The organism is Alcaligenes sp. GCM10023179 (assembly GCF_042653705.1).
Lineage (GTDB): Bacteria > Pseudomonadota > Gammaproteobacteria > Burkholderiales > Burkholderiaceae_B > Alcaligenes > Alcaligenes phenolicus.
The window spans coordinates 212,786-238,683 of record NZ_JBHSIQ010000006.1 but is presented as its reverse complement, the minus strand read 5'-3'; the positions used below and the strand labels follow the sequence as shown (position 1 = coordinate 238,683).

The window sequence follows — 25,898 nt, the reverse complement described above, 5'->3', positions numbered from 1 at the left end:
CTATCATGTGGGGCTATCCGGCGGGCCAATGTCGCGCCTTCCATCTGGGGCGTGTTCCACACGCCGCAGTTGTCTTTCTACCAATCCAGACCTTTCCTATGCTTGCTGAGCAACAATCTCAATTAATCGCCTGCCTCCAGGCTGCCGTCCGTGCCATCTTGCCCCAGGCTGAACCCAACATCACGCTGGAGCGCCCCAAAGTGGCTGCGCACGGTGATGCTGCCTGCAATATTGCCATGCAACTGGCCAAACCAGCCGGTCGCAACCCGCGCGAGCTGGCTCAGCAAATCGTCGATACCCTCCTGGCTGATCCGAACGCCGCCGCTTTGCTGGCAGGCGCGGAAATTGCCGGCCCGGGCTTTATCAACTTTCGTCTGTCCACCGCCACGCATCAGGCCGTCTTGAAGACCATTGCTGAACAGGGCGATAACTTCGGTCACCTTGCTCCTACCCAGGAAAAACTGATGGTGGAGTTCGTGTCGGCCAACCCGACCGGCCCCTTGCACGTGGGCCACGCCCGCCAAGCCGCGCTGGGCGACTCGCTGTGCCGCGTATTCAGCTCCCAAGGCTACGACGTAACCCGCGAGTTCTACTACAACGACGCCGGTAACCAGATCGACAACCTGACCACCAGCGTACATGCCCGTGCCCGTGGCATCGAGCCCGACAGCGAGCAATTCCCCGCTGACGGCTACAAGGGCGACTACATTCTGGATATCGCCCGCGACTACCAGGCCGGTGCAACGGTTCAGGCTGCCGATGGCGCCTCCGTCACCGCCAGTGGTGATCTGGACAATTTGGAAGACATCCGCCGCTTTGCCGTGGCCTACCTGCGCCGCGAGCAGGATCTGGACTTGCAGGCTTTCGGCCTGAAGTTCGACAACTTCTACCTGGAAAGCTCGCTGTACACCTCCGGCAAGGTTGAAAAAACCGTGCAGGCCCTGATCGACGCCGGTCACACCTACGAGCTGGACGGCGCGCTGTGGCTGCGCACCACGGAACTGGGCACAGGCGACGACAAAGACCGCGTAATGCGCAAATCCGAAGGCGGTTACACCTACTTCGTGCCGGATGTGGCCTACCACGTGGCCAAATGGGAGCGCGGTTTCCACCACGCCATCAATATTCAAGGCTCCGACCACCACGGCACCATCGCCCGTGTACGCGCTGGCCTGCAAGGCCTGGGTCTGGGCATTCCCAAGGAATTTCCGGCCTACATCTTGCACAAGATGGTCAAAGTCATGCGCAATGGCCAGGAAGTGAAAATCTCCAAGCGTGCAGGCAGCTACGTCACCTTGCGTGACCTGATCGAATGGGTAGGCCAGGACGCCGTGCGCTTTTTCCTGATCCAGCGCCGTGCCGACTCCGAATTCGTATTCGATATCGATCTGGCCCTGTCCAAGAGCGAAGAAAACCCGGTTTACTACATCCAGTACGCCCATGCCCGTATCAACTCCGTGTTGAACCAGTCGGCAGAACTGCTGGATCAGGTTCCTCAGGCCGACATCACGCCTTTGACCGCCCCCACCGAAATCGCCCTGCTGCAACGCCTGTCCGAATACCCCAATGTGCTGGCCCAATCCGCTCGCGAATTGGCTCCTCACCACATTGCCTTCTGGCTGCGCGACTGCGCGGCGGACTTCCACTCCTGGTACAACGCCGAGCGCGTGTCGGTAGACGACACCACCTTGCGTCTGGCCCGTCTGCGTCTGGCCCAGGCCTGCGCCCAAGTCATTCGCAATGGTCTGAACCTGCTGGGTGTGTCCGCACCCGAACGTATGTAAACCCATAGGCAGATATGGCAAGAGCACGTAAAAAATCCAGTAGTTCCGGCGGTACGTATACCGGCATTCTGATTGGCCTGATTCTGGGTCTGGGCGCGGCGGTCGCCGTTGCCCTGTTTGTCACCAAAGTGCCCATGCCCTTTGTGGACAAGGCCAGCCGGGACAAACCTACCGTTGCCTTGCCTGAAGGGCGAGACTTGCTGGACCCGAACCGGGACCTGTATGGCAGCTCCAGTGGACAAACTCCTCCGCCGGGCGACACCATTCCCGGTTTGACCTTGCCCCCCGTGAATTTGCCCAGCATCCCGTCCAAGCCTGCTGCACCGGACGCCTTGGGTGATCTGATCGCCACCTTGCCCGCCATGGGCACGGAACCAGCTCGCCAGCCAGAGACCCGCAATACCGCTCCTGCGGTAACGCCTCCGGCCACAACGCCTGCCGCTCCAAGCACCCCGGCACCGGCCACCAGCAAACCCGCCACACCAGCTCCGGCTGCGCCCCCGGCGGCGACCAAGCCAGCCACCACCTCCACCCCCTACTACCTGCAAGCAGGCGCATTTCGCAACAATGCGGACGCCGAAGCCATGAAGGCCCGCTTGTTGATGCTAGGCTTTGACGCTTCAGTGCAAAGTGCACAGGTCAATGGCAGCACGGTGAACCGGGTACGCATGGGCCCCTTCAAGGGCATAGACGAAATGAACCGGGCACGCAGCCGTCTGGCCGAGGAAAAAATTGATACTTCGGTGGTCCGGCCCTAAGCAATTTGTGCCAAAGGCAGCCCCAAGGTGAACTTTTCCGCCATTGCACAGGTCATAGACCTCATCTTCCCCATTAAGGAAATTGATTCATGAAGCTGAACGCATTGTTTGTACGATCCCTGGTCGGTGCCAGTCTCTTGGCTGGTGCGACCTTGTTGCCCGCCACCAGCGCGCTGGCTCAACAAGCCGACCAAGGCTACGTTACCCTGCCTGCGGCTCAGCCCTCGGACAGCGTCGGTAAAACCGAAGTGCTGGAGTTCTTCTCCTACAGCTGCCCACACTGCGCCATCCTGGAACCCAAGGTCGAAGCCTGGTCCAAGACCCTGCCAGACAATGTCGTGCTGCGCCGTGTGCCTGTTGCCTTCAATGCCGGCATGACTGATCTGCAAAAGCTGTACTACACCCTGGAAGCCATGGACCGTCTGGACCTGCATCCCAAGGTGTTTGAAGCCATCCACCAGAAACGTGAGCGCATTTTTGATGCCAAGACCATCACGGCCTGGGCAGCCGCACAAGGCGTAGACAAGGCTCGCTTCGAGCAAACCTTCAACTCCTTTGGCGTGCAGACCAAGGCCAATAAAGCCAACGAACTGTCCAACACCTACCAGATTCAGGGCACACCTAGTCTGGCAGTAGGCGGCAAGTTTGTGACTTCACCTGCACTGGCCAATGGTTACGACGAAAGCATCACCAAAGCTCAAGAGCTGGTGAAGATGGTCACCAACCGCTAATCAGCGGTTTGGCTGAGCCATACAGCCAAGGGCCCTCAAGACTGGATTCGTTCCGGTTTTGAGGGCCCTTGGCGTTTCTATATCTGTGATCTATTAGCTGCCGGTAACTCGTAAGTAATTCGATAACAGCGGCTTACAAGAAGGTACGGGATTCCAACGTCATTGCAAGTCTGGGCCATTTATTAAAGCCAGGGTGCGTCCCTGGCTGGAGCAGTCAGTGAAAGGCCTAAGCCTGCGCCGCCGTCTCAAAAGCCTGCGTCAGGTCAGCGCACAAGTCTTTGGTCGATTCCAAACCGATATGCAGGCGCACCAGACTGTCCTGGCTGTCCTGCCAGTAGCTATGACCACTTAGAAACGCCGTATCCACCAACTGCACCAGGCTTTCAAAACCACCCCAGGAAAAGCCGATACCAAACAGGGTCAGGGCATCTACGAATGCGCGTGCCTGCGCATTGTTCAGCTTCAGTTGTACCGAGAGCATGCCATTGGAGCCCGTGCAGTCACGTTGCCACAAGGCATGGCCAGGATCTTGTGGCCAAGCGGGATGATAGATACGGGTGACTTCAGGGCGGCTATCCAAGAACTGGCACACGGCCAGCGCATTGGCGGCGCTTTCACGCATACGAATAGGCAGGGTACGCACACCGCGTAATGCCAACCAGGCGTCATCGGCACTGATGGAAAAACCCAGCGCATAGTGGTTGTCGTGCAGGCGTTTGTTGATGGCTGGATCTGCGGACATGACTGCACCCAACATCAAATCGGAGTGGCCTGCCACATACTTGGTCCCAGCCACGATGGACACGTCAAAACCCAATTCCAAGGGACGGTAGATATAGCCCGAGCCCCAGGTGTTATCGGTAACCAGCAGCAAATCGTGCTTGCGACCAAACTCCGCCAAGGCAGGCATATCCAGCATTTGCATCAACAAGGAGCCGGGTGACTCCACGTACACCATGCGGGTATTGTCCTGCAGATGACGTGCCATTTCCTCGGGGGTCGGTGCACAGAACGTGGCCTGTATGCCCATGCGGCGCAACACGGTCTTTTCCAGATAACGCACCGGACCATAAGCACTGTCAGCAATCAGCACGTGATCGCCAGAATCCAGCAGTGCCAGCAAACCCAAGGTAATCGCTGCCATGCCGGACGGTGCCAGCAAAGCCTGGGTGGCAGATTCCAGCTGACAGAACACCTGCTCCAGTGCAGCGTGGGTATCCATGCCCGAGCGCCCGTAGGTAACCGAGCGTTTTTCAGGATCTGCCTTGTCCGCCTGGGCTCGATCCAGAGCGTCCAGATTGCGAAAGCGCACCGTACTGGTGCGCATGATGGGCACGGCCACCGGCGCCGCATCGGTATGCGGATCGAACGGGGCCAGACCCGTATGTTGCAAGGCGGTGTCCAGGGCGAGATCAGAGCTCATAGTGTTGGCAGGCGGTAGCAAGAAAAGCTCTACGCTACCACAGGCGAGCGGGCCCGGTCGCCTCTGCCAACAGTCGCTATATTGCCCCCTCTTATTAAGAGGCGCCCCAGTGTTTAAATGCGCTGGAAACGGTAAACCCCATCCTCGCCCATCTCACGACGCAAACGATCATCAAAATACAAGGCGTGCAGGTGAGCAATGGCCTCGCCCATGGCAAAGGTCATCTGATGCGAGTCCAGCTTGCGATGAAAGAGCACAGGCAGAATATCGGCGGCGGTACAGGGCTGGGCACAGGCTTCCAACACTTCTTCCAGACGCTCGGCGTGATGCTCCTGCTGCTGACGAATGCGCTCGTGCATGCCACGGAAAGGCTTGCCATGCGAAGGCAACACCAAAGTATCCGGGGCCAGATCCTGATAGGACAGCAGGGAGTTCAGGTACAAAGGCAAGGGATTCGCAAAGGGCTCGGTATCGAACACGCTGATATTGGTGGAGATACGCGGCAAAAGCATGTCACCGGAAATCAGCACCTTCAGTTCTTCACAGTACAACGACATATGCTCGGGAGCGTGGCCGTAGCCCACGATCAAACGCCAGGGGCGACCGGCAATCACCACACGCTGACCATCCATCAAGCGCACAAAACGCTCGGGCACCGAAGGCACCATCGAAGGGTAGTAATCCCCACGGCTGCGAATCTGTTCACGGGCTTTCTCATCTTGCAGGCCGTGACGGACAAAATACGCTTCTGCCGCCACACCATTCGGGCCACCGGCCTCCGCGCCAGTCTGGCGTCCACCTGTCCCCGACCACAGCCTGGCGGTCGCGTAGTCCGTCATGCTGATCCACAAAGGTGCATTCCAGCGCTGGCACAACCAGTCCGCCAAACCGACATGATCCGGGTGCATATGGGTAACGATCACGCGCAGCACGGGCAAGCCTTCCAGCTCGTTCTGGAAAACCTGTTCCCACAGCTCGCGCACTTCGGGACGGGCGACGCCACAGTCCACAATGGTCCAGCCCTCGCGCCCCTCGATTTGGTCGCGCAATAGCCACAAATTGATGTGATCCAGCGCAAAAGGCAAAGGCATACGCAGCCAACGCACCCCCGGCGCGACTTCCAGGCTGCCACCCGCTGGGGGCAGGGTATCTGCCCAGGGATAACTCAATTTTTGTTCGTTAGGATTCATGCTCGCTCCAATGAATGGCTCTTGTAGGGCGTAAGGGCTGTCCATACTAAAAGGCCCTAGTTCCCTCTCTAGCTCTATGGCATGATAGTTTACGTTTACGTAAATCACACTAAAAATGACAACGACAACCTGGACAATATCGGATCTGGCGCACGAGTTTGGCATCACGCCTCGCACCCTGCGCTTCTATGAAGACCAAGGGATCTTGAGCCCGCTGCGCCAAGGTACACAGCGCATTTATCAGCCCCGCGATCGTGCCCGCCTGAAGCTGGCTCTGCGTGGCAAGCGCCTGGGGCTGCAGTTATCGGAGATTCTGCGGCTGATCAATATGTATGAATCCCCGATGGACACGGCTTCCCAGCTTAAGCACTATCAGGAGGTATTGAACGAGCATCGCCTGCGCCTGGAGCGCCAGCGGCAGGACCTGGATCAGACCTTGCAGGAGATTCAGGACCAGCTCGACATCTGTCACACCATGAGCGAACAGTTGAAGTTGGAGTCCCGATAAGGGAAAACCCATATATATGACGTTTACGTAAACGTAATATAAATACAATTCCACAACCCATTTATTTCCACGGAGTGCCTCATGAGCCTGCCCGGCCTGAATTTCGATCTTGGCTCCGACCTGGACATGCTGCGCGACGCTGTCGCCGACTTCTCCCAGGCCGAAATTGCCCCTTTAGCGGCTCAACTGGATCACGATGACCAGTTCCCCATGCACTTGTGGAAGAAGTTCGGTGAGATGGGTTTGCTGGGCATGACCGTCAGCGAAGAATACGGTGGTGCGAACCTGGGCTATCTGGCCCACATGATCGCAATGGAAGAAATCTCCCGTGCCAGCGCCTCGGTGGCTCTGTCCTACGGTGCGCACTCCAACCTCTGTGTGAACCAGATCAACCGCAACGGTACGGAAGCCCAGAAGCAGAAATACCTGCCCAAGCTGATCAGCGGCGAGCATATCGGTGCTCTGGCCATGAGTGAGCCCGGTGCCGGTTCGGACGTGGTCAGCATGAAGCTGCGCGCCGACAGAAAGGGCGATCGCTACGTGCTGAACGGCTCCAAAATGTGGATTACCAACGGCCCGGACGCTGACACCCTGGTGGTGTACGCCAAAACGGACCCGCAAGCCGGCGCACGCGGCATTACCGCCTTCCTGATCGAAAAAGATTTTGCCGGTTTCTCCGTTGCCCAAAAGCTGGACAAGCTGGGTATGCGCGGCAGCCACACAGGCGAGCTGGTGTTCCAGGACTGTGAAGTGCCTGAAGAAAACGTGCTGGGCCAACTCAATGGTGGCGTCAAAGTGCTGATGTCCGGCCTGGACTACGAACGCGCCGTGCTGGCCGGTGGTCCGCTGGGCATCATGCAAGCCGTCATGGACGTGGTGATTCCTTACATCCACGACCGCAAGCAGTTCGGCCAGGCCATTGGCGAATTCCAGCTGATTCAAGGCAAGGTGGCCGATATGTACACCACCCTGCAAGCCAGCCGCGCCCTGTGCTATGCCGTGGGCAAGAATCTGGACCGTCTGGGTGCAGGCCATGTACGTTCTGTGCGTAAAGACTGCGCAGCCGCCATCCTGTACAGCGCCGAAAAAGCCACCTGGATGGCTGGTGAAGGTATACAGATTCTGGGCGGCAACGGCTACATCAACGAATTCCCCACAGGCCGCCTGTGGCGCGATGCCAAGCTGTACGAAATCGGCGCGGGCACCAGCGAAATCCGCCGCATGCTGATCGGCCGCGAACTGTTCGCCGAAACCGCCTAAAAAGGCAGAGGCATGTCCAACCCTGATTTTGGCGAAACCACCGTCATCACCCCGGTTCAAAAACCGGGGATGACGGCTATCCAGGTGGCCCAGGCCATGCTGGATGGGTTCAATCGCCACTATGCGCTGTTTCGCTACAGCGCCCAGCGCGCCAAGTCTTTGTACGAATCGGGCGACTGGCATGGTATTCAGCAGCTCTCGCGCGAACGTATCGAGTACTACGCGACACGGGTGCGCGAATGCGCGGCCATGCTTAGCCAGAATCTGCGTTTGCATCAGCCCACGCCTTCCGATCCGGCGCATCTGGACGAGGCCCAGCAGCAATTGTGGCTGCAAGCCAAGGCTGAATTTGTGCGTTTGCTGTCGGGCCACCGTCAGCCGGAATGTGCCGAGACCTTCTTCAACTCCGTCTCCTGCCGCGTGCTGCACCGGCACTATTTTCGCAACGAATTCATTTTCGTGCGCCCAGCCGTTGCCACGGATTATCTGGACGGCGCGCTGCCTTCGTATCGGGTCTATTACCCCACCGAAGAAGGTCTGGAAGCCAGTCTGACCAGTATGCTGGCCGACTTCGGTCTGGCCGCCCCCTTTGCCGACCTGCCGCGCGATGTGCGCATGCTGGCTCGCATGGCCGTGCGCCAATTGTGCCGCCGCCTGCCACGTGGCTACGGCTCGCGCATTGGCTCGGATTGCCAGATTCAGGTGCTGAACTCCCTGTTCTTCCGCAACAAGGGTGCCTATGTGGTGGGCCGCCTGATCAATCAGGGTGAAGTGCTGCCCTTTTCGATCGCTATTTTGCATCGCCCCTCGGGACACTTGTATATAGATGCCTTGCTGCACACCACGGACGACCTGTCCACGCTGTTCAGCTTTACTCGCGCCTATTTTCTGGTCGATATGGAAGCGCCATCGGCCTATGTGGACTTTCTGTCCAGCCTGCTGCCCCGCAAGCCCAAGGCCGAGCTGTACACCGCCATCGGTCTGCAAAAGCAGGGCAAGACGCTGTTCTACCGCGACTTTCTGCACCACCTGTCGCACTCGCACGATCACTTTGATCTGGCTCCCGGTATTGCCGGTATGGTGATGACGGTATTCACCCTGCCGTCCTACCCCTATGTGTTCAAGCTGATCCGCGACCGGATTCAAAAGCAGGGCATGGACCACGCCACGGTGCGCAGCAAATACCAGCTGGTTAAAAAACATGATCGTGTCGGGCGCATGGCCGACACCTGGGACTACGCTCAGGTGGCCTTGCCCAAGGCACGCTTTTCCGAAGCCTTGCTGGAAGAACTTCGCCGCGAAGTGCCCAGCCTGCTGGAAGAGTCCGAGGACACCATCTTGCTGCGCCACGTCTACATTGAACGGCGCATGACCCCGCTGAACCTGTATTTGAACAAAGCCAGCGACCCCGCCCTGAACGCCGCCGTGGAGCAATACGGCAAGGCGATCCGGGAACTGGCCGCCGCCGACATCTTCCCCGGCGATATGTTGTTCAAGAACTTTGGTGTGACCCGTCTGGGCCGCGTTGTCTTCTATGACTACGACGAAATCCAGCACATGCGCGAGATGAACTTTCGCGCTATTCCGCCTGCACCAAATGAAGAAGCCGAAATGGCCAGCGAGCCCTGGTATCCCATCGGCCCGAACGATGTATTTCCCGAAGAATTCGGCTACTTTCTATTGACCGACCCTCGTATTCGCAAAGCCTTCATGGCCCACCATGCAGAACTGCTGGAGCCTGAATGGTGGACTCAGTGCCGCTTGCGAGTGACGCAAGGTCGGATCGAAAATATTTTTCCGTATAACAAAGATCGGCAGCTGCACGAGTTTGCCAAACGCGCGCCGGTCTCCTCTTTGCAACCAGGAGTCTTTCATGACTAATTCCGTTGTCATCGTCTCGATCGCCCGCACCCCTATGGGCGGCATGATGGGTAGCCTGTCCGATCTGGCCGCCCACGAACTGGGCGCCGTCGCCATCAAGGCGGCCATGGAGCGCTCGGGCATTCAGGCCGACAAGGTCGACGAAGTGATCATGGGTAACGTGCTGCAAGCCGGTCAGGGCCAGGCTCCTGCACGCCAGGCTGCCTTGGGCGCCGGTCTGCCCCAGGGTGTAGCTTGCACCACCATTCATAAAGTGTGCGGTTCCGGTCTGAAAGCCGCCATGTTTGCCCACGACCTGCTCAAGGCAGGCAGCGTGGACGTGGTGGTGGCCGGCGGTCAGGAAAGCATGAGCAATGCTCCCTACCTGCTGCTGAAAGGCCGCGAAGGCTACCGATACGGTCACTCCACCGTGTATGACCACATGGCCATGGACGGCCTGGAAGATGCCTACAGCCGTGGCACCGCCATGGGTGTATTTGCCGAAGATTGCGCCAGCAAATACGAGTTCAGCCGCGAAGAGCAAGATGCTTACGCGCTGGAGTCGCTGCGCCGCGCTCGCCAAGCCAGCGATGACGGCAGCTTTGAATGGGAAATTGCGCCAGTCACCATCGCTGGCCGCAAGGGTGATGTCGTTGTTGCCAAGGACGAAGCCCCCACCAAAGCCATGCCCGAGAAGATCCCCACGCTGCGTCCCGCTTTCAAGAAAGACGGCACGATTACCGCTGCCAACGCCTCGTCCATTTCGGACGGTGCCGCCGCCATGGTGATCACCACCGAAGAGAAAGCCAAGGAACTGGGCGCAACTCCACTGGCCCGCATTGTGGCTCACACCCAGCACGCGCAAGAACCGGCCTGGTTCACGACCGCTCCAGTCGCTGCTATCCAGAAACTGCTGGATAAAACCGGTTGGAGCGTGGCTGACGTTGACCTGTTCGAGATCAACGAAGCCTTCGCCGTGGTGACCATGGCTGCCATGAAAGAGCTGAACATCCCGCACGACAAGGTCAACATCCACGGTGGTGCTACCGCCCTGGGTCACCCCATCGGTGCATCGGGTGCTCGCCTTCTGGCAACCTTGATCGGCGCACTGCGCAAGACCGGCGGCAAGCGCGGTATTGCCTCGCTGTGCATTGGCGGTGGCGAAGCTGTCGCCCTGGCCGTCGAGCTGGTCTAAAGCAAGCTCATCAGCCGGGCTGCGGCCCGGCTGATTTTATGGGCTTTTCTCTGTTCTCTTTCCAGGCACGCCATGTCAGTTATTGAATCCCGCATCAATCCGCGTTCCCAAGACTTTCAGGACAACGCCTCGATCATGCAGGCCCTGATCCTTGATCTGCGCCAAAAGCTACAGAAAACCGCCTTGGGTGGGTCCGAATCCTCCCGGCAACGCCATGTGGGTCGCGGCAAGCTGCTGCCCCGTGAACGCGTCGAACGTCTGCTTGATCCCGGTACTCCCTTTCTGGAGCTCTCGCCTATGGCTGCCCAGGACGTCTATAACAACGAGTCTCCCGGTGCCGGCATCATCACGGGCATTGGCCGCATTGCAGGCATTGAATGCGTGGTGGTCTGCAACGACGCTACAGTCAAGGGCGGTACTTACTACCCACTGACGGTGAAGAAGCATTTGCGTGCCCAGGAAATTGCCCAACAGAACAATCTGCCTTGCGTGTACCTGGTGGACTCGGGTGGAGCCAACCTGCCCAACCAGGAAGACGTGTTCCCGGATCGTGACCACTTTGGCCGCATCTTCTACAACCAGGCCAATATGTCGGCCCAGGGCATTGCCCAGATTGCGGTCGTGATGGGTTCGTGTACCGCTGGCGGTGCCTACGTTCCAGCCATGAGCGATGAGTCCATCATCGTGCGCGACCAAGGCACCATCTTCCTGGGTGGCCCTCCACTGGTCAAAGCCGCAACCGGTGAAGAGGTCAGCGCCGAAGACTTGGGCGGTGGCGATGTACACACCCGTCTGTCCGGCGTAGCTGACCATCTGGCGGAAAACGATCTGCATGCGCTGGAGCTGGCGCGCCGCTGCGTAGGTCGCCTGAACCGTGAGAAGAAACTGCCTTGGCCGCTGAAAGAAGTTCGCGAGCCACGCTACGACCCGCAAGAGCTGAACGGCATCATCCCTGCCGACACCCGCAAACCCTACGATGTGCGCGAAGTCATCGCCCGCATTGTGGATGACTCGGATTTTGATGAATTCAAGGCCCGCTTTGGCACCACGCTGGTGACCGGCTTCGCCCATATCCACGGCATGCCTGTAGGCATCATTGCCAACAACGGCATTCTGTTCTCCGAAGCGGCCCAGAAGGGTGCCCACTTCATCGAACTGTGCTGCCAGCGCAAGACACCTCTGGTGTTCCTGCAGAACATCACCGGCTTCATGGTGGGCCGCAAATACGAAAACGAAGGGATCGCCCGCCACGGTGCCAAGCTGGTCACCGCCGTTTCTACCGCAGCCGTGCCCAAATTCACCGTGATTCTGGGCGGCTCCTTTGGTGCCGGTAACTACGGTATGTGTGGCCGCGCCTTCAGCCCGCGCCTGCTGTTCCTCTGGCCCAATGCCCGCATCTCGGTCATGGGTGGTGAGCAGGCAGCCAGCGTGCTGGCTACCGTGCGCCGTGATGGCCTGGAAGCTCGTGGCCAAAGCTGGAGCGCCGAGGAAGAAGAAGCCTTCAAGGCCCCCATCCGCGAACAATACGAACATGAAGGCCACCCCTACTACGCCACTGCGCGTCTGTGGGATGACGGCATCATCCAGCCTTCGGATACCCGGCGCGTTCTGGCCCTGGGCCTGTCCGCCGCCTTGAACGCCCCTATTGAAGACACCCGCTTTGGCGTGTTCCGCATGTAAGACAAGGAGACACTGTGTTTCAGACCCTGCTGATAGCCAATCGCGGTGAAATTGCCTGCCGGGTGGCCGCCACTGCCCGCAGCCTGGGGCTGCGTACCGTTGCGGTTTACTCCGACGCGGACGCCGACGCCCAGCACGTACGTGCTTGTGATCAAGCCGTGCGCATCGGTGGCCCCGAGCCACGCGACAGTTACCTGAAGATCGACGCCATTCTGGAAGCCGCCCGTGCCACTGGCGCGAATGCCATCCATCCCGGCTACGGCTTTCTGTCCGAGAACGAGCACTTTGCTCGCGCTTGTGAAGAAGCCGGCATTATTTTTGTAGGCCCGCCCGCTCAAGCCATTGCGGCCATGGGCAGCAAGTCCGCCGCCAAATCCCTGATGGAAAAAGCCGGTGTACCTTTGGTGCCCGGTTACCACGGCGACAATCAGGACCCCGACTTTCTGCACCAGCAAGCCGACCAAATCGGCTACCCCGTGCTGATCAAAGCCAGCGCCGGTGGTGGCGGCAAGGGCATGCGCATTGTGGAAGAGTCCGGCGCGTTCCTGGAAGCCTTGCGCTCTTGCCAGCGCGAAGCCGCCAGCAGCTTTAGTGACGACCGCGTACTGATCGAGCGCTACATCACCAAGCCACGCCATATCGAAATTCAGGTCTTTGGTGACCAGCACGGTGGCTACGTCTACTTGTTCGAACGCGATTGTTCGGTACAGCGCCGTCACCAGAAAGTGATTGAAGAAGCTCCCGCCCCCGGCATGACGCCCGAGCGTCGCCAGGCCATGGGTGAAGCGGCCATTGCAGCGGCACGCGCCGTGAACTATGTGGGCGCAGGCACGGTGGAGTTCATTGCCGAGCAGGACGGGCGTTTCTACTTCATGGAAATGAATACCCGCCTGCAAGTCGAACACCCCGTCACCGAACTGATTACCGGCCACGATCTGGTGGAATGGCAATTGCGTGTAGCCGATGGCCAGCCTTTGCCTGCCAAACAAGAAGAGCTGAGCATCAATGGCCATGCCATCGAGGTTCGTATCTACGCAGAAAACCCCGATAAGGACTTCCTGCCCTCCATCGGTACGCTGCGCAGCTTGCAGTACCCCGCCCATGCGTCCTTCACCTCCGGTGATGTGCGTATCGACAGCGGCGTGCGTGAAGGCAGCGTCATCAGCCCCTTCTACGATCCCATGATTGCCAAGGTCATCACCCATGGTGCTGATCGTGAGCAGGCCCGCCGTCGCCTGATTCGCACGCTGGCCGATACTCAAGTGGCCGGTGTACACACCAACAAGACCTTCCTGCAACGTCTGCTGGGCGATGAAGCCTTTGCCCAGGCCGATCTGGATACGGGTCTGATTCCACGTCGTCACGATGCGCTGTTCCCCAGCAATCAGGACGTTCCAGCTTCTGTGCTGGCCTTCGCCGCCTGCGCCGTGCTGACTCATCAGGGTATGAGCGGGCAAGCCCCCAACTCCGACCCGTGGGCGGTACATGACGCCTGGCGTTTGAGCGGGGACTACGATCAGAAAGTGGCCTTGCAACTGGGTGAAGAAGCCCACGAAGTGCTGCTGCAACGTCGTGACAACCAGTGGCAGATCACGCTGGGCGAAACCCAACACGCGCTGCGCTGGCAAGCCGAGGCAAGGGCTGGTCTGGCCAAAACCCTGACCTTGCGTCTGTGGCTAGATCAGGTCGAATACCGCGCCCAGGTGCTGCAAGATGGCGACCATCTGCAAGTTGCCCAGGCTGGTTCAGACTGGACCCTGGCCGTGGTCGACACCTTGGCCAGTGCCGGCACCAACAGCCAGGAAGCCCACGGAGGCCGCCTGACCGCTCCCATGCCGGGCAAGATCATTGCCTTGAATGTGGGCGCAGGTGACAGCGTCAAACAGGGCGATGTGCTGCTGGTCATGGAAGCCATGAAAATGGAACACTCCATTCAGGCACCGGCAGACGGCACCGTGGCCGAGCTGTTCTTTGCGGTGGGCGATCAAGTGCCTGAAGGTGCAGAACTGGTCACAATGGAGAGCTGAAACTCCTCCCTTCCAGCCCGTGTAAAACGCATTGCCGGGCTGGAAAAATAGGCGTAAAGTCGCACAAACAAGAGCCCCCACCCAGGGGCTCTTGCCGTTAAGAACGACTCATGACCGCCCAGCCCCTTACCCCTTACTGTGGTCGCTTTGCGCCTAGTCCCAGTGGTCCCTTGCACGAGGGTTCACTGGTGGCCGCTATGGCCAGCTACCTGGATGCACGCGCCCAGAACGGGCGCTGGTTACTGCGCATTGAAGATATAGACACGCCACGCGTGGTCGCAGGGGCTGACCAGATCATCATGCAGCAGTTGCAAGGCCTGGGCATGCATTGGGATGGCGAGGTGATTTGGCAAAGCCAGCGGCTGGCACGCTACCAGGAAGTGTTTGATGGCCTGCGCGAGCGAGATCTGGTCTACGGCTGCACCTGCACCCGTCAGGAAATTCTGGCGGCTTCCATGCCGGTTGCCCCGGATTCGCATGAATATCCCTATGCAGGCACCTGCCGCCACGGCATCCCGGCAGACCGTACCATCCGTGCATGGCGGCTACGTGTCCCGGAAGGGGTGGAACACTTCACCGATCGCTGGGCCGGGCCGCAGCAACAGGACGTAGCCAAAGAAGTCGGGGACTACATTCTTAAGCGCGCCGACAAGCTCTGGGCTTACCAGTTTGTCGTGGTCATTGATGATGCGGACAGCCGGATCACTGATGTTGTACGCGGCGCAGACTTGCTCAGCTCCACAGCCCGCCAGCGCGTACTGCAAAAAGTCCTGGGCCTGCCTGTCCCGCGCACGTTGCACGTGCCGCTGGCCTGCGATGAGCAAGGCCGCAAGCTCTCCAAACAGAACCATGCCCCGGCCTTTGACCTGGAGCATCCTATGGAGACGCTTCAACGCGTCTGGGCCTTTCTGGGTTTTGCTCCCGTGGCTGCGAACACCCTGGACGGGTTCTGGAGCCAGGCCATCAGTGCGTGGGCGCAGCGCTTCCCGCTGCCTGCGAAGCCAAGCCCGAACAACTGAGCCACGAGCCGAGGCTAGATGCGGATGCGGATGCGGATGCGGATGCGGATGCCACCTAGGGTTTCAAATAAACGACAGTTTCTGCCCCAACAATCGATTTATGTTTCAATCATAAAGACGCCCTGCCGCAAAGGGCGTCTGCCAGAGCAGACCCAGGCAAAAAGCAGTCTGGATGCGCAAGGCAAGACCCATCCATCCCCTGAACACCCCATTTGCCCCCTACCGCAAATCAGCGTAAAGTTTGGTCACTGGTTACCGAAATCACGCAGTTTTTTTAATCACTTAGGACGGCAACCTTATACCCATGTTTGATATCCTGGTTTATCTATTCGAGACGTATTACAACCCCCAGTCCTGTCCCAAGGCGGAGGTTCTGGCCCACAAGCTGGCGGCTATTGGCTTTGAAGACGAGGACATCAACGACGCACTGGGCTGGTTACATGCACTGGGCGAGACCTCGCAGCAGTGTCAGCCTACGGCTCAACTCAGTCCCAACAGTCAGCGTATTTTTTCTGAGCACGAACAACATGTGCTGGGCGCTGACGCGATGGGTTTCATCACCTTTTTGCAAAATTCCGGCGCTCTTACCGCCCACCTGCGCGAAATCCTGATTGAAAGCGCCATGACGGTGGACGAAAGCCCGGTCTCGTTGGACAAAATAAAAATTGTCGCCCTGATGGTTTTGTGGAGCCACGAAGCCGAAATCGATCACCTGATCTTTGAAGAGCTGCTCAGCGACGACTCCACCCGTCAGTCCCACTAAGCTGATACACAGGAACCTATTTTTTGTTCAAGAAACGGCCCCGATAAAGAGGGTCCTTCAACACAAAAAGCCAAGGCCCGAATCCGACGCTACATCGGACTCGGGCCTTTTTGATTGGGCTTGCTGCTGACTGGCTCTGGCTTGGCTGCCTCTAGCGAAACAAACCCCAGACACAAAAAAGCCGGATTGTCTTTATTAGAGACAATCCGGCTACAGGCTATTGAGCGCAGTTGTTCAGCTCAGGCTTACTTGATTTCCTTTCTGTCCTTGTCCAGCATCGCGCGCAGCAGGCTTTGACCACCCTCGACCACCGCAAACTCGCCATAACGGGCGGCATCGAAGCGATCTGCCGAGCCTTCAGCGAAGAACCAGGCATCTGTTCCAGGCGTCCAGTTACTGCGGTGACGACGCATGCGCAAGCGCATCACATCGGAAGGTTCAGCCACAGGGCCTTCTTCGCTCCACAGACGCTCCTGGCCGTCCTGCTCCAGATAAACACCCTTGAGCTGCGCCACCTTGTTCTCATCCAGCTGCACTGCCACAACAACCCATTGCTGAGCGTCCATCTTGGCAAGCGCATCCTTGGGCAAGCCCCAGGACAGGGCAGACAAGTTCTGCGACAGGGCAAAGTTCAAGGACATATAGTCGCCCTGCATCAGCGAACGGGGATCCACCGGAGCCAGCTCCAGCAAGACCGTCTGACCATCGATCAAGATACGTTCTTTTTGCACGATGGCCACGTTGGCCACACCCAGCACCAGCACAGTCCCCAGCAGAACGCTGGCAACAATACCCTTGGGCGTCTCCTGCGGCGCTGCTACCGCCCCTTTCTTCTTGCGACTCAACTGACCCAAATAGGCAAAGACCAGACATCCCACTCCGGTTGCCAGCAACAGTTCGGCCTTGTCCAGCAAGCTGATATTCAGGATGTAATACAGACGCCAGAGGCAGAACAGGCCCATTGCCACGGCCACCGCCAACAAGCTGAGATAACGCCAGGCATAAGCCACCAGAACCCAGCTCAAGGCCAGGGCCACTGGCGGATAGGGTGTCCAGACCGCGCACAAAGCGGCCATCCCCAGCAAGGCAATGCCATAAACCAGGGGCTGGTCACGCCAGCCGCGCCAATAAAACGCCAGTATCGCCAAAGGAGCCATGGCCAGCAGAAAGCCAGCTACGGTCAGGTACGGCCGCGACTCGTCCCAGAAGGGCATGGAATAAAACAGCGTGCCCGCCGAAACAAGATGAATCTGGGAAGCGAGCAGCAAGGACCAGAACAAGGGCAGCCAGAAATGCGGCTTGCGCTCACCACGCAGATAGAAATGCCCCAGCAACAAGGCGGCAAAAAACATGAATGCCGCGGGCATTTCCAGCACCCAATAAGGCATCATGGTCCAGCGATCAAACAAGCGCTCGATCACCAGAAACTCGATCGCGGCCAGTGCCCAAATCACCAGCAACATGCGCAATACGAACTGGCCTTTGGCAAGTCTGTACAGCAAGGTGCTGATCACGACGGCTATCATGGCGCTGGCCTCAGGTGGCCAGGGGTAGCGCATGTCCACAAGCGGCGCGCTCAGCAAGAGCAGCGCACACGCAACCCAGCCGCCGACCAGATCCCGGCTGGGTACTGTGTGAGCCTTGCCAAACAGCACGGGGGACACCAGAGCCATGATGCCGCCCAGTACACCTAGCGCTTCCAGACTCAAATCCAGAGAAACAGCCAGGTACAGCAGAATAATCAGCGGTAACAGCAGGTAGAGGAACAGCTTGATCACGCGCAGATACCAGGGGTGATGCTCGTCACTATCCTGAGCGTCAGCTTGAACACTAGCCTGTGCGTGGGCCAGGGTCTCTGCTGTTGAGGCGGCAGGACTTGTTGCCATTGCTGCGTTCACTGGTGCTTGAGTTGCGGCCGCTTCGCCACCATGAGTCCGTCGCCAATGGACGACCTGTTGCTGCAGGAAGCGCAGCAAGCCCAGGCCCAGGCCCACAATCACCACCACGATCAGCAGAAACGCATCGCTTGCATACTCGATAATCAGCATGCTCAAGGAGCCATACGCACCGAACGAGGCCAAGGACATGATCAGCAAATCCGGGCGGCGGTAGTGATAAATACCGTACAGCACCAGGAACAGGACCAGTCCCAGCAGGAAGTTGCCTTCCATGACCTGGGCACCGATGAAAAAACCCACCGCAATTGCTGCCACACGCGGCACGATGCGCCACGGGTCATGACGCGCACGCCAGATGGTTTCGGCGGCCAGCAACAACAGCGCATTGACTGCCAAAGCTAGCAAGGTCTGCGAGGTGTAACTGCGCCCGAACCAGCCCAAGCGGGCAACATCAATCCACAAGTACAAGGCGGTATTGATCAGTACCAGCCACAGCACCGACAGAAAGACACTGCGCACTGTGAATACCCAAGGTATGATCAGCACAGTCCACAATGCGAAAAGCTGCCAAGGGTCTGCGCCAGTCTGATAAGTCTGGCCAATCAGCGCCAGCAAACCGCCCGTGGCCACGGCGGCCAGGCCGGTCAACGCAGCAGGCACTCCCAGATCATGACCCCAGCCACCGGAACGTCGGCGAAACAGCAAGGCCAGCCCTGCAGAAACCAGCACGGCGCCTTGAGCCAGGGCAAATTTGGCTACGTGCCCCCAGTTTTCCCAATTGGCCGCAATCCAGGTCACCAGACCACTAGCGAGCAGCAAAACGGCCAAACCCCAGGCCAGTTTTGTCAGAAACACTCGCCAGTCTGTGGGCCATACGTTAGTCTTGTCAGGTCTCATAACTTGCATAGAGGGATAAGCACCTCGTATCATTTCGCGCATTGCAGCGCAGTTGCTGTCACTGGAATCATATGGATAAAACACTAATCATTGCCGAGAAACCTTCAGTCGCCGTAGATATCTCGCGGGCATTGGGCGGTTTCACTCGAGAAGGTGATTATTTTGAAAGCGATCGCTATGTGCTGGCCTCCAGCATCGGCCATCTGCTGGGCCTGGTGGCCCCTAATGATCCGGTCCGCGGCAAGTGGAGCTTCACGCATCTACCTGTTATTCCCCCTCAGTTTGAGCTCAACCCGACTGACAAGAAATCGACTGAGCGCTTGAAACTGCTGGTCAAGCTGATCAAACGAAAAGATGTCACCGCTGTTATTAATGCCTGTGACGCGGGGCGCGAGGGTGAGCTGATTTTTCGCTACATTATGCAGTACGCTGGAGCGAAAAAACCGGTGCAAAGGCTTTGGTTACGTTCGATGACACAATCGGCGATCCGTGAAGCATTTGAAAACCTGCGCGACGATGAAGACATGAAACCGCTGGAAGCGGCGGCCCGTTCGCGCGCTGAAGCGGACTGGCTGGTGGGCATTAATGGCACCCGTGCCATGACGGCTTTCAATAGCAAGGATGGCGGTTTTTTCAAGACCCCCGTGGGCCGTGTGCAAACCCCCACGCTGGCTATCGTGAACGAGCGCGAGAACCGCATTCGCCAGTTCGTGTCGCGCGATTACTGGGAAGTACATGCGGACTTTATTGCCGCTGCAGGCCTGTACACCGGCCGCTGGTTCGATCCCAAGTTCGTCAAAGACGAGCATGACCCCGAGAAAAAAGACTCGCGTCTGTGGTCCCTGACGGCGGCCCAAACCATTGTGGCCGCGTGCCGCGAGCAACCCGGCGTAGTCACCGAGGAATCCAAGCCCAGCACGCAGATGTCGCCCGCCTTGTTTGATTTGACCTCGCTGCAACGCGAAGCCAACTCGCGCTTCGGCTTCTCTGCCAAGACCACCTTGTCCTTGGCGCAGACGCTATACGAACGCCACAAGGCGCTGACTTACCCCCGTACCGATTCGCGCTATCTGCCTGAAGACTATATAAGTACGGTGCAAGAAACCATGCGTGCGCTGGCTGACAGCGGTACGCCTGCCAGCGCTTCGGTACAGCCGTTTGCGCAGGAAGTGGTCGAGCAGAAATGGGTCAAGCCCAACCGTCGGATTTTCGACAATAAAAAGGTTTCGGATCACTTTGCCATCATCCCCACCTTGCAGGTGCCTCGGGAGCTGAGTGATGCCGAACACAAGATTTACGAGCTGATCAGCCGTCGCTTCCTGGCCGTGTTCTTCCCGGCCGCGGAGTTCCGCGTCACCACGCGTATTACGCAGGTGTCCGGTCACCACTTCAAGACGGAAGGCAAAGTGCTGGTCAAACCGGGCTGGCTGGCTATTTATGGCCGCGATGCCCAAGGTGAAGATGCCTCCCTGGTGCCGGTTGCTGACGGCGAGAAGGTTCGCACTGAAGACGTGAACACCAAGGCCCTGGCTACCAAGCCACCTGCACGCTTTACGGAAGCGACCCTGCTGTCGGCCATGGAAAGCGCCGGCAAACTGGTAGATGACGAAGCCTTGCGCGAAGCCATGTCCGAGCGCGGTCTGGGTACGCCAGCCACTCGTGCTGCCATTATTGAAGGTCTGCTGAACGAAGCCTACTTGCGTCGTGAAGGCCGCGAGCTGGTGCCTAGCGCCAAGGCACGTCAGCTGATGACTTTATTGTCCGGTCTGGGCGTGAGCGAACTGACTTCGCCCGAACTGACTGGCGAATGGGAGCACCAGCTCAAGCAGATCGAGCAACGTCAGCTGGATCGGGACGTGTTCATGCGTGAAATCGCGCAGATGACGCAAGTTATCGTCAAGCGCGCGAAAGAATATGAGCGCGACACGGTTCCGGGTGATTACGCGACCTTGCAGACGCCATGCCCTAAATGTGGTGGCGTGGTCAAAGAAAATTACCGTCGTTATGCCTGCACGGCTTGCGATTTCTCTATCGGCAAGCACCCCGGTGGTCGCACCTTCGAGCTGCCTGAAGTTGAAGAGCTGCTTGCCAAGAAAGAACTGGGCCCACTGCCTGGTTTCATCAGCAAGATGGGGCGTCCCTTTGCGGCACTTTTACGCATTACCGACGAGTACAAGCTGGAGTTCGACTTCGGCCAGAACGACGACGATGATGACGAAGCCCTGGATTTCAGCGGCCAGACCCCGGTCGGCCCCTGCCCCAAGTGCCAGTCCCCGGTCTTTGAGCACGGCTTGCGTTACTTGTGCGAGAAGTCCGTTGGCCCCTCCAAGAGCTGCGACTTCCGTAGCGGCAAGGTGATTCTGCAGCAGGAAATTACCCGCGAGCAGATGGCCAAGTTGCTGGGCGAAGGCAAGACAGACCTGCTGGATGGTTTCGTGTCCTCGCGCACCAACCGCAAGTTCAAAGCCTTCCTGGTGCGTCAGGCAGACGGCAAGATCGGCTTTGAGTTCGAGCCTCGTCCAGAGAAGCCAGGTCGCAAGTCGGCCGCCAAGAAAACGGCGACCAAAGCGGTGGCTAAAAAGACGGCCGTGAAGAAAACAGCGGCTAAGAAGACGAGCGCTAAAAAATCGGCCACCAAAAAAACGGCCGCTAAAACCGCACAATAATCTGCCGGCCCACTACATCGATCGCAACAAGGCCCGCGCCATCAACTGCACCCCAAAAGTTGGATATTGATCCAACCTTTGGGGTGTTTTTTATGCCCCACCACGTGACACCTCGCTAGCCGACCCACCCGCATTTTCTCTGTCAGCCGACTTATATTAAAATAAGAATCGTTTTTATTTACCTTGCCGATTCTGCTCCTATTTTTGCCTCGCAGGCAGCTTCCCACCCATGCCGACAGAACCCCGTGCTTCATCCCGCCACCGGCGCAATTCGCTGGTCGACGCCTTATGCGAACACTACGATGATCTGCTGGCTCAATTACGCCGCCGCTTTGGTGCTCATCATTTTGCACAGGATGTGCTGCACGACGCCTGCCTGCGTTTGCTGGAACGCCCCCAGCGCCCTGAACCCCGCTCCCCCCTGGCCCTGCTACGGCGCATCTTGCACCATCTGGCGATTGATCGCTACCGCCATGACCAGCGCCGATGCAAGCACGACGAGGGTCACTTCTGGCCCGAAGACCAGGTATGCCCGGCGGCCACTCCTGAACAGCATGCGTGTACCCGTCAAGCATTGGACCACCTGATGCAAGCGATTCAGACGTTGCCTCCCCGCTGCCAGGAGGTATTCATCTTGCATAAGATTCACCATATCAGCCAGGCAGACGTCGCTCGCCTGCAAGCTATCTCGGTCAAAACCGTAGAAAAACATATACGGCTGGGCATGGCGCATTGTCGCCGTCATATGGAGCGTTATTAAATGAGTTCCACTCCTGGCCCCATCCCGCCCGCTCAAGATCCAGCTACTGAATCCCAACTGGACGAACTGCTCAATCAAAATCAGGGAACACTGCGTGAGCAATTTCCTTTGCCAGACCTAGAACAACTGGCTCGCCAGGCCAACGAACGTAAACGCAAACGAGAACGGCGACGCGCTAGCTCCGGCTTGCTGGTTCTCGCAATCGCGGCAACAGGACTGTGGTACGGGAACCCGGCTTGGCAACACGAATCGATTAGCAGCATGGCTCACGCTCAGCAACGCGTTACGCTATCCGATGGTTCGATCGCCGTCCTGGACCGTGATACCCGGCTATCGGTCACCTGGCGGCTACGTAGCCGGGACATACAGATGGAGCAGGGCCGGGCATATTTCGATGTCAGCCACTCGGCCTGGCGTCCATTCCAGGTGCAGGCCGGCACGGTACAAGTCCGCGTCCTGGGCACACGTTTTGCGGTTGAACACAAGCCCGATACCGTTGCCGTGATCGTAGAGCAAGGACGGGTGCAGGTCCGCGACCAGGCACATCACCCGGACATCCTCCGTGTCTTGCAGGCTGATCAACGGCTGCTAGTCGATGCTGCCGGGATGGGACAAATTGAAACTGTGCAGGCCGACACGCTGCTGGCCTGGCAACGCGGTCAACTGCTGATCAATGATTTACCCCTGGAGCAAGCATTGCATCAACTACAAGCTTATCTGCCGCAAACCCTGCGGGTGTTGGACCCTGCCTTGGCCCAACGCAGAGTCAGCGCCGTTTTTCAGCTTACGGCTTTGGACCAACTGCCAGCCTTGCTACCCCAGGTCTGGTCAATCGAGCTTCAGCCACAGGCTGATGGCAGCCTACTGGTCCTCCCCCTTAAAAAGTAATTCTTTGTAAGCGAGGTAGGGAAGCCGGTCTTCTGAATCGGCTTAGCTATATCAGTCCTCCTTTCAAGGTACTTTGTCCATGCGCCTGACGCTCTCTACTCCCTTGGCTGTCCTGGCTCTGGCCAGCATTGGCACCGCTGTTCATGCCCAGACCCTAAGTTTCAATCTACCCGCCCAGCCTTTGGGCACCGCGTTAACCCAGATTGCCAGTCAAGCAGGCATACAAGTCTTTTTCACTCAGGATCTGGTCGAGCATCGCCTGTCTCCCCCCTTGCAAGGCAGCTACACCGCTGCTCAAGCCTTGCACGCCGTACTGAACGGCTCGGGACTGGCCCCTCGGCAGGTCGGGGCCGACTCCTACACCTTGCAGACCGTCCCTTCGCAGGCCCAGGACGCCCCTATCCGACAAGGTGAGACACTGGCCGCCGTTACCGTTGTGGCCTCACGGACCCCAAAATCCATTGACGAAACCGCCAACACGGTCTGGGTCATTGACTCAAAACAAATTGCCGAGCAAACCGGTGCAGGCGCCTCCCTGAAGCAAATGCTGGGACAACTGATTCCCGGACTGGATCTGGGAGGGCAATCCCGCACCAATGCAGGCCAATACCTGCGAGGCCGTCCCACTCAAGTCATGATCGACGGCATTTCTCTGAACGGCTCGCGTCAGTTAAGCCGACAGTTTGATTCCATTGATCCTTTCAATATCGAACGCATTGAAGTCCTGTCAGGGGCCACCGCTATCCACGGAGGCAACGCCACAGGCGGGATCATCAATATCATTACCAAACGCGCCGAACCCGGTCCGGCTCGGTTTGTCTCCGAGCTGGGGGTACGAAGCGGCTTGCAAGCGGGCGATGACCTGAACACCACCCTGTCGCAATCCGTAGAAGGCGGCAACGACACCCTCCAAGGGCGACTGGCCTTGTCACTGACCCGTAATGGCGGCGCCTATGACAGTCAAGGTGAACGCGTCCTGCCCGACATTACACAAACAGACTTGCAATGGAACCGGTCCCTGGATCTGATGGGCTCTTTGAATGTGGATCTGCAAGAGGCGGGCGAGTTGCGTCTACTGGCGCAATACTACGATTCCGGCTTTAAACCGGGCAAAGCCCTGTGGCTACGTCCCGGTCCCAATGACAATATTCTCAACCCGTCGGAACTGGATATACGCAGCGGTTTTGACTCGGACTATAAGCCCCGCACCGAACGCCAGATTCTGGCGGCGGACTACTTCAAGGGTGATGTGCTCGGTGGCCAGGACCTGTATCTGAAGGCCTACTATCGCAATGAATCCATGCGTTTTTATCCCTACCCGGATTCAGACGCCAACCCGCTTGTTCCAGGCAAACGCATCTACAACTGGAGTGTTTCAACTCAGGAAACCCAGACGTACGGGCTGAAAGCCATGCTCAACAAGGACTGGGACCGCTTCAGCTTGAACTACGGTGTGGACTACGATCACGAAACCTTCAAAGCCACCCAAACCATGTTCGACATCAACAAAGCGATGGACAGTGGGGGCCTGGAGTTTGACAAGGTGGCCAGCCTGCCGCGCTACCCCGGTTTTCGCAATCACATATTGGGGGCCTTCGCACAGGCTGACCTGCATCTAACTGACAAACTAAGCCTGAGCGCTGGAGTGCGCAAGCAACACGTCCGTGTGCAGGTGAATGACTTTGTTCAGGGGATACAGCAACGCCTGGTTCTATCGGGCTACGGCCAGTCTGCCGATTCCATTCCAGGCGGGCGCAACAGCTATGGGACGACCTTGTTCAATGCCGGCTTGATCTACAAGCTCAGCCCGGCACAGCAAGTATGGGCGAATTACTCCGAGGGTTTTGAACTGGCCGATCCTGCTAAATACTATGGAACAGGCGCCAGCTATTCACTGATCGACAATCACTGGACACTGGGTCGCCACATCAGCGTGACAGACTCCTCCATGGCGGCCATCAAAACCCGCTCGACCGAAGTGGGCTGGCGCTACAACGACGGCCCACTCTCTGCCCAGGTCGCCTTGTTCCATTCGCAATCGGACAAGTCGATCGCCCTGAACCGCAGCACGTTAAATATCTCACTGGTGGACTCCAAAGTACGTAACTACGGTCTGGAAGGACAAGTAGACCTGCGCCTGAACGATGGCTGGAGCACGGGAGCCAGCTTGCTCTTGATTCGCAATGAAGAGCTGAAAGACGGCCGCTGGCAGCGACGCGGTATTTACTACTCCAGCCCGTCCAAAGCCACCGCCTATATTGGCAAGCAAGGCAATAACTGGGCCGTACGCGCTCAGGTGGCCCATTCGATGAAACTGCGCAGCGACATCCCCAGCGTGGGCGGCGGTCAGCAACAAGAATCCTTGCCCAGCCTGACACTGGTCGACCTTCTGGGACGCTACCAGTTCGATCACAGCGCACAAGTCAAAGGCACGCTGTCACTGGGGATTCAGAACCTGTTCAATAAATCCTACGAAACTCGATGGGGTCAGCAGGCCAAGCTGATCTACAGCGGCATTATCTCCCCCAGCGTGCTGGATTTTCGGGGCCAAGGGCGCACCTACGCGCTGACCTACACCCTGCAATACTAAG

Annotated in this window: 18 protein-coding genes; 15 read left to right on the top strand and 3 right to left on the bottom strand. The window is 58.3% G+C overall.

The genetic code is table 11. The features are described from left to right. Positions 1-98 precede the first annotated feature (98 nt). The 3 genes from argS to ACFPDR_RS18090 all read left to right on the top strand — a co-directional run bounded on the left by argS (position 99) and on the right by ACFPDR_RS18090 (position 3,273). The gene (argS, locus tag ACFPDR_RS18100) at positions 99-1,784 is read left to right on the top strand and encodes an arginine--tRNA ligase (RefSeq protein ID WP_026483856.1); all 1,686 of its coding nucleotides are present in this window, start codon (positions 99-101) and stop codon (positions 1,782-1,784) included. A gap of 14 nt (positions 1,785-1,798) precedes the next feature. After that, positions 1,799-2,542 carry an SPOR domain-containing protein gene (locus tag ACFPDR_RS18095; protein ID WP_021447119.1) on the top strand — a complete coding sequence of 248 codons (744 nt, stop codon included), beginning with the start codon at positions 1,799-1,801 and terminating at the stop codon, positions 2,540-2,542. Positions 2,543-2,631: 89 nt separating this feature from the next. Beyond that, positions 2,632-3,273, top strand: a complete 642-nt coding sequence (locus ACFPDR_RS18090; protein ID WP_009463582.1) for a thiol:disulfide interchange protein DsbA/DsbL — start codon at positions 2,632-2,634, stop codon at positions 3,271-3,273. Between the two features lie 226 nt (positions 3,274-3,499). Here ACFPDR_RS18090 and metC read toward each other — a convergent pair whose 3' ends face one another. Both metC and ACFPDR_RS18080 read right to left on the bottom strand, forming a co-directional pair. Beyond that, the gene (gene metC / locus ACFPDR_RS18085; RefSeq protein ID WP_083055219.1) at positions 3,500-4,696 is read right to left on the bottom strand and encodes a cystathionine beta-lyase; all 1,197 of its coding nucleotides are present in this window, start codon (positions 4,694-4,696) and stop codon (positions 3,500-3,502) included. A gap of 113 nt (positions 4,697-4,809) precedes the next feature. Next, a complete protein-coding gene (locus ACFPDR_RS18080) occupies positions 4,810-5,886 on the bottom strand; it encodes an MBL fold metallo-hydrolase (RefSeq protein WP_376911719.1) in 1,077 nt (358 codons plus the stop codon). A 115-nt stretch (positions 5,887-6,001) separates the two neighbouring features. Between ACFPDR_RS18080 and ACFPDR_RS18075 the strand changes: the two genes are divergently transcribed. The 8 genes from ACFPDR_RS18075 to ACFPDR_RS18040 all read left to right on the top strand — a co-directional run bounded on the left by ACFPDR_RS18075 (position 6,002) and on the right by ACFPDR_RS18040 (position 16,198). Continuing rightward, entirely contained in the window at positions 6,002-6,394 is a 393-nt protein-coding gene (locus ACFPDR_RS18075; RefSeq protein WP_009463587.1) for a MerR family transcriptional regulator, read from the top strand. Between the two features lie 81 nt (positions 6,395-6,475). Further along, on the top strand, positions 6,476-7,654 hold the full coding sequence (locus ACFPDR_RS18070; protein WP_376911716.1) for an isovaleryl-CoA dehydrogenase: 1,179 nt from the start codon (positions 6,476-6,478) through the stop codon (positions 7,652-7,654). A 69-nt stretch (positions 7,655-7,723) separates the two neighbouring features. Further along, a complete protein-coding gene (gene aceK, locus ACFPDR_RS18065) occupies positions 7,724-9,535 on the top strand; it encodes a bifunctional isocitrate dehydrogenase kinase/phosphatase (protein ID WP_238441792.1) in 1,812 nt (603 codons plus the stop codon). Then, a complete protein-coding gene (locus ACFPDR_RS18060) occupies positions 9,528-10,709 on the top strand; it encodes an acetyl-CoA C-acyltransferase (protein ID WP_035269274.1) in 1,182 nt (393 codons plus the stop codon). The genes aceK and ACFPDR_RS18060 overlap by 8 nt, the downstream gene beginning before the upstream one ends. A gap of 72 nt (positions 10,710-10,781) precedes the next feature. Continuing rightward, positions 10,782-12,389, top strand: coding sequence for a carboxyl transferase domain-containing protein (locus tag ACFPDR_RS18055; RefSeq protein ID WP_376911714.1), 1,608 nt, complete (start codon positions 10,782-10,784; stop codon positions 12,387-12,389). A gap of 14 nt (positions 12,390-12,403) precedes the next feature. Then, a complete protein-coding gene (locus ACFPDR_RS18050; protein WP_376911712.1) occupies positions 12,404-14,416 on the top strand; it encodes an acetyl/propionyl/methylcrotonyl-CoA carboxylase subunit alpha in 2,013 nt (670 codons plus the stop codon). A gap of 110 nt (positions 14,417-14,526) precedes the next feature. Then, the gene (gluQRS, locus tag ACFPDR_RS18045; RefSeq protein ID WP_376911710.1) at positions 14,527-15,435 is read left to right on the top strand and encodes a tRNA glutamyl-Q(34) synthetase GluQRS; all 909 of its coding nucleotides are present in this window, start codon (positions 14,527-14,529) and stop codon (positions 15,433-15,435) included. A gap of 304 nt (positions 15,436-15,739) precedes the next feature. Beyond that, the gene (locus ACFPDR_RS18040) at positions 15,740-16,198 is read left to right on the top strand and encodes a DUF494 family protein (RefSeq protein ID WP_009463598.1); all 459 of its coding nucleotides are present in this window, start codon (positions 15,740-15,742) and stop codon (positions 16,196-16,198) included. Positions 16,199-16,443: 245 nt separating this feature from the next. Here ACFPDR_RS18040 and ACFPDR_RS18035 read toward each other — a convergent pair whose 3' ends face one another. Then, positions 16,444-18,951, bottom strand: coding sequence for a GDYXXLXY domain-containing protein (locus tag ACFPDR_RS18035; protein WP_376911708.1), 2,508 nt, complete (start codon positions 18,949-18,951; stop codon positions 16,444-16,446). A 113-nt stretch (positions 18,952-19,064) separates the two neighbouring features. Here ACFPDR_RS18035 and ACFPDR_RS18030 point away from each other — a divergent pair, with 113 nt between their 5' ends. The 4 genes from ACFPDR_RS18030 to ACFPDR_RS18015 all read left to right on the top strand — a co-directional run bounded on the left by ACFPDR_RS18030 (position 19,065) and on the right by ACFPDR_RS18015 (position 25,897). Continuing rightward, a complete protein-coding gene (locus tag ACFPDR_RS18030; RefSeq protein ID WP_060186565.1) occupies positions 19,065-21,659 on the top strand; it encodes a DNA topoisomerase III in 2,595 nt (864 codons plus the stop codon). A 229-nt stretch (positions 21,660-21,888) separates the two neighbouring features. Then, positions 21,889-22,419 (top strand): RNA polymerase sigma factor, encoded by a 531-nt coding sequence (locus ACFPDR_RS18025; protein ID WP_115634773.1) that lies wholly within the window; start codon positions 21,889-21,891, stop codon positions 22,417-22,419. Beyond that, positions 22,420-23,307, top strand: a complete 888-nt coding sequence (locus tag ACFPDR_RS18020; protein WP_115634771.1) for a FecR family protein — start codon at positions 22,420-22,422, stop codon at positions 23,305-23,307. Between the two features lie 79 nt (positions 23,308-23,386). Next, entirely contained in the window at positions 23,387-25,897 is a 2,511-nt protein-coding gene (locus tag ACFPDR_RS18015) for a TonB-dependent siderophore receptor (RefSeq protein ID WP_060186568.1), read from the top strand. The last annotated feature ends 1 nt before the right edge of the window (position 25,898 follow it).

Excerpts from the sequence above, each read along its gene's own strand:
- argS (WP_026483856.1), top strand. The coding sequence starts at position 99 with ATGCTTGCTGAGCAACAATCTCAATTAATCGCCTGCCTCCAGGCTGCC.
- ACFPDR_RS18095 (WP_021447119.1), top strand. The coding sequence starts at position 1,799 with ATGGCAAGAGCACGTAAAAAATCCAGTAGTTCCGGCGGTACGTATACC.
- ACFPDR_RS18090 (WP_009463582.1), top strand. The coding sequence starts at position 2,632 with ATGAAGCTGAACGCATTGTTTGTACGATCCCTGGTCGGTGCCAGTCTC.
- metC (WP_083055219.1), bottom strand. The coding sequence starts at position 4,696 with ATGAGCTCTGATCTCGCCCTGGACACCGCCTTGCAACATACGGGTCTG.
- ACFPDR_RS18080 (WP_376911719.1), bottom strand. The coding sequence starts at position 5,886 with ATGAATCCTAACGAACAAAAATTGAGTTATCCCTGGGCAGATACCCTG.
- ACFPDR_RS18075 (WP_009463587.1), top strand. The coding sequence starts at position 6,002 with ATGACAACGACAACCTGGACAATATCGGATCTGGCGCACGAGTTTGGC.
- ACFPDR_RS18070 (WP_376911716.1), top strand. The coding sequence starts at position 6,476 with ATGAGCCTGCCCGGCCTGAATTTCGATCTTGGCTCCGACCTGGACATG.
- aceK (WP_238441792.1), top strand. The coding sequence starts at position 7,724 with ATGACGGCTATCCAGGTGGCCCAGGCCATGCTGGATGGGTTCAATCGC.
- ACFPDR_RS18060 (WP_035269274.1), top strand. The coding sequence starts at position 9,528 with ATGACTAATTCCGTTGTCATCGTCTCGATCGCCCGCACCCCTATGGGC.
- ACFPDR_RS18055 (WP_376911714.1), top strand. The coding sequence starts at position 10,782 with ATGTCAGTTATTGAATCCCGCATCAATCCGCGTTCCCAAGACTTTCAG.
- gluQRS (WP_376911710.1), top strand. The coding sequence starts at position 14,527 with ATGACCGCCCAGCCCCTTACCCCTTACTGTGGTCGCTTTGCGCCTAGT.
- ACFPDR_RS18040 (WP_009463598.1), top strand. The coding sequence starts at position 15,740 with ATGTTTGATATCCTGGTTTATCTATTCGAGACGTATTACAACCCCCAG.
- ACFPDR_RS18030 (WP_060186565.1), top strand. The coding sequence starts at position 19,065 with ATGGATAAAACACTAATCATTGCCGAGAAACCTTCAGTCGCCGTAGAT.
- ACFPDR_RS18025 (WP_115634773.1), top strand. The coding sequence starts at position 21,889 with ATGCCGACAGAACCCCGTGCTTCATCCCGCCACCGGCGCAATTCGCTG.
- ACFPDR_RS18020 (WP_115634771.1), top strand. The coding sequence starts at position 22,420 with ATGAGTTCCACTCCTGGCCCCATCCCGCCCGCTCAAGATCCAGCTACT.
- ACFPDR_RS18015 (WP_060186568.1), top strand. The coding sequence starts at position 23,387 with ATGCGCCTGACGCTCTCTACTCCCTTGGCTGTCCTGGCTCTGGCCAGC.